This window comes from Bacteroides sp. HMSC067B03, assembly GCF_001811315.1.
Classification (GTDB): Bacteria; Bacteroidota; Bacteroidia; order Bacteroidales; family Bacteroidaceae; genus Bacteroides; species Bacteroides faecis.
Genome location: NZ_KV804506.1, coordinates 23514 through 27352, shown reverse-complemented (window position 1 = coordinate 27352; position 3839 = coordinate 23514). Strand labels below are relative to the sequence as shown.

The 3839-nt window shown below is 50.5% G+C and carries 5 protein-coding genes; 3 read left to right on the top strand and 2 right to left on the bottom strand.

The window, feature by feature from the left end; translation table 11 throughout:
- Nucleotides 1–413: 413 nt before the first annotated feature.
- From HMPREF2794_RS26350 to HMPREF2794_RS26340, 3 genes are read left to right on the top strand one after another with little or no spacing between them, the layout of a single operon-like run.
- Complete coding sequence (locus HMPREF2794_RS26350) at nucleotides 414–1637, top strand: site-specific integrase (RefSeq protein WP_004303751.1); 1224 nt, start codon at nucleotides 414–416, stop codon at nucleotides 1635–1637.
- 31 nt (nucleotides 1638–1668) lie between these two features.
- Nucleotides 1669–2958, top strand: a complete 1290-nt coding sequence (locus HMPREF2794_RS26345) for a site-specific integrase (protein ID WP_007568639.1) — start codon at nucleotides 1669–1671, stop codon at nucleotides 2956–2958.
- A 28-nt stretch (nucleotides 2959–2986) separates the two neighbouring features.
- Nucleotides 2987–3352, top strand: coding sequence for a virulence RhuM family protein (locus HMPREF2794_RS26340; RefSeq protein WP_007559043.1), 366 nt, complete (start codon nucleotides 2987–2989; stop codon nucleotides 3350–3352).
- A gap of 33 nt (nucleotides 3353–3385) precedes the next feature.
- Here HMPREF2794_RS26340 and HMPREF2794_RS26335 read toward each other — a convergent pair whose 3' ends face one another.
- On the bottom strand, nucleotides 3386–3697 hold the full coding sequence (locus HMPREF2794_RS26335; protein ID WP_004295430.1) for a helix-turn-helix domain-containing protein: 312 nt from the start codon (nucleotides 3695–3697) through the stop codon (nucleotides 3386–3388).
- Nucleotides 3694–3839: helix-turn-helix domain-containing protein (locus HMPREF2794_RS29755; protein ID WP_139147305.1), on the bottom strand; the 146-nt coding region annotated here is incomplete at its 5' end. The genes HMPREF2794_RS26335 and HMPREF2794_RS29755, both read right to left, overlap by 4 nt.

The window sequence follows — 3839 nt, the reverse complement described above, 5'->3', positions numbered from 1 at the left end:
CCGGTCTTTTTTCATACCTCAAAGATACGAAGAACTCGCAAAAAAACGGCAAAATTTGGATAAATAAAGTAAGTGTTTGGTATTGAGGAGAGTTAAGCCAAATTCTTCTATACCTTTCCAAATCGCTAAAATGCAGGATAATGAAAGGTTAAGAGAAAGATTTGCTACTTATCCGTTGCCTTTTTTAGCCCCGGATAATCCGGCAAAATAACGCTTGACCACCTGCGGTTTTACCGTTCACCATGCAAAGAACCCTATATTTTGCCCGTAAAGATAACCGTTTTTTTCCGTTTTTCATGGAAATACAGGTTATGTTACCGGCATCCGGGGTTTTATTCTTTGTTCCGCTATAATTTTCATAACTGTAAATAGCTATATATCAAGTAATTTTGCAACATAAAAAAAATAGAGTTATGAAACAGACGGATGTAACGGTTACGTTCTACCTCAAAAAGAGCGAAATGAATGACGAGGGACATTGCCCGGTCATGGCGAAACTTGTTGTCGGCAAATTTTCAGAAGCGGCTTTTAGTGCGAAAATGTCCGTACCCGCTGCACTGTGGGCATCCGGACGTGCCACGGGTAAAAGTAACGCCGCGCGGGAAATCAACCGGCAACTGGACGATTTGCGAGCTTCAGCCATTTCCATTTATGACGAACTGTCAGCCACCCGTGAGAATGTAACGGCTGAAGAAATAAGGAATCTGTTGTTGGGGACGGCTTTCGGGCAGGAAACCCTGTTGGGTTATTTCCGGACGTTCATCGAACATTTCGAAAAACGTGTCGGCGTGAACCGGGAAAAGGGAACAGCACAATCTTACCGCTATGCTTGTAACTGTGTGGCTGCTTTCATCCAGGAGAAATACAAGTTGTCGGATGTTCCTTTCACGGCCCTGAACCGTTCATTCATCGACAACTATGACCTCTACCTACGCACGGAGCGCCGCTTTGCCCTGGGAACTATCGTGTTGCTTGTCACACGGTTGAACACGATTGTCGGGGAAGCCATCGCGGAAGGGATTATCACTGCCGACCCGTTCGCGGGGTATGAAGCCGAACATCCCGAGCGGGAACAGAAATACCTTACCGCCGCAGAGTTACAACGGCTGATGACCACACCCCTGCACGACCCGAAACTCTACCATATCCGCGACCTGTTCCTCTTCTCCTGCTACACGGGTATCCCTTACGGGGACATGTGCCGCCTGACGACGGAGGATCTGGAAGTGGCCGAGGACGGTGAGGTATGGATCAAGACCGCCCGCAAGAAGACGAAAATCGACTATGAAGTGCCGTTGCTCGACATACCGTTGCTCATCCTCGACAAGTACCGGGATATGGCCCCGGAAGGAAAACTGCTGCCGATGTACAGCAACAACGAACTCAACCGGACACTGAAACGTATTGCCGCCATTTGCGGAATTGAACGGAAACTCGTCTTTCACTGCGGACGCCATACCTACGCCACCGAGATCACGCTTTCGCATGGTGTCCCGCTTGAAACCGTCAGTAAAATGCTGGGGCATAGCCGCATTTCCACGACGCAGATTTACGCCAAAGTGACCGATGACAAGATCGACATGGATACCCGGTCTTTAGAGGAAAAGATTGCCGGCCGCTTCTCCGTAGCTATTTAATCTATCATTGACAATCAAATTCACAACGATTATGGAAACGAATAATAAAGAGATAAAACGCCGCAGCACGTTCTCCCTGCTGTTCTACATCAACCGCACGAAAGTCCGCAAGGACGGAACATGTAAATTGTTATGCAAGGTAAGCATCGACGCCAAGTCGGCCCCGATCAATATCAACGCGTTTGTCGATCCATCGCTTTGGAATCCGGAAACCAAAAGGGCGAACGGACGAAGCGAGAACGCCCGAACGGTAAACCAGGCAATAGAGAAACTGACCGAAAAAATCACCGGACATTACCGTCATATTCGTAAAAGCCTCGGTTTCGTGACGGCCGAGCTGGTCAAAAACGCCGTGGAAGGAATCGGGCAGAAACCGTTCACCCTCCTTGCCTTGTTCCGCGAGCATAACGAGGAGTTCCGCAAGCGTGTCGGCGTGGATCGCAAGGAAGAAACTTATGAAAGTTACGAGAACTCCTATAATATTTTAGCCTCCTTCGTGAAAAAAAGGAAGGAAAAGGAGGATGTAGCGTTGCGGAGCCTTGACCGGGAGTTCTACGATGATTTTGAAATATTCCTGCGTACAGATCGTGAAATGAAACCCAAGACAGTACACGAGCATCTTTACCGGTTGAAAAAAATGACCAAGCGGGCTGTCAGTCAGGGTACACTCCGGCGCGACCCTTACGGGAAGCTGCACCCGGAACTGCCCCGGCGCAAGAGCCGCCATTTGAAACTCGAAGACCTCAAAAAACTGATGGAAACTCCCGTCGGTAAACCCAACCTCCAGCGGGTGCGGGACTGGTTTCTCTTCGCTACCTTCACGGGGTTGTCCTACGCCGACCTGAAACGCTTGTCCGAAAAAGACATCACGCAGTCGGACGACGGAACGTACTGGATACACATCCGGCGCCAGAAGACCGAAACGCCCTCGGCCATCCGCCTGCTGAACGTGCCGTTGCAGATCATCGAGAAATACCGCCACGAGCGTAAAAGCGACAGGATTTTCAACCTCTATTGCCGGGGGTATCTCATCAAGCTCACCAGAGAACTGGGACGGACATACGGCTTCGACATGACCTTTCACAAGGCGAGGCACAATTTCGGGACACATATCACGCTCTCGCTGGGTGTGCCTATCGAAACTGTCAGCCGCATGATGGGACACAAGAGCATTTCCACCACGCAGATTTACGCCAAAGTGACCGACCGCAAGGTGGACGAGGACATGAAACGTCTGAAAGAACAGACCAAAGGCCGGAAAATAAATCTCTACGAGGAGGACGAACCGGAAACGGCAGATATTATAACGGTAAACGGTTGAACAGTATAACAAAAATTGATAAATTTGTATGACTATGACGACAAGAGAACCTATCAGCATTGAAAACGGGCGGGTGGAAATCCACACGCCGGAGAACCGTGTATGGCTCACGCGCCACCAGATTGCCGACCTGTTCGGAGTCTTCGTTCCTGCCGTGGGGAGCAACATCCGCTCCATACTCAAAAGCGGCATACTCCGTGAGGAGCGGGTTTACCGCCGGGAGCGCAACCGTGACGGCGGTATTGTCGAGCTGTATTCGCTCGAAATGATCGCCGCGCTGGCTTTCCGCTTAAAATCCGGGAATGCCGAAGCCTTCCGACGGTGGCTTGTCCGAAGGGCCACGACGACCGCCGTCGTCTGGCAGCTCCCCGGCATGAACACGATATTGAACTGAAAAAGAAGAACGGCCGTGATGGCCGTTCTTCTTTTATACCCATTCCTGTCCCCCGATACATTTCTTCCGGGAATCTTCCAGAAATTTCTGTATCTCGGATTCCATGTATAGTACCTTGCCCTGAATCAAATAATAGGGAATGATCCGCGCCGTGCGGTATTCCTGCAATGTACGCCTGCTGATTTTCAGCAGCCGGGACAATTCCTCGTCGGTGACGAACCGCTCTCCCTTGAGTGTCCGGCCTCCGGAGGATTCCAGTTTATCCAGTGCCTTGCCGGCCTTTTCCAAACGCCGGAAGAGATCCGCCACACGCGGATCGTGCTTGTCGATGAAATAATGGCTCATAACGCGGCGGTATTAGGATAGTGCGACGATTGCAGCAGTTTCCCGACATCTTCCGGTTTGTAGAAGATTTTGTGACGGATGCGGCTGAAAGGCAGCAACCCTTTCTCCCGGTAGGTTTGCAGGGTACGTTTCGATATCCCCA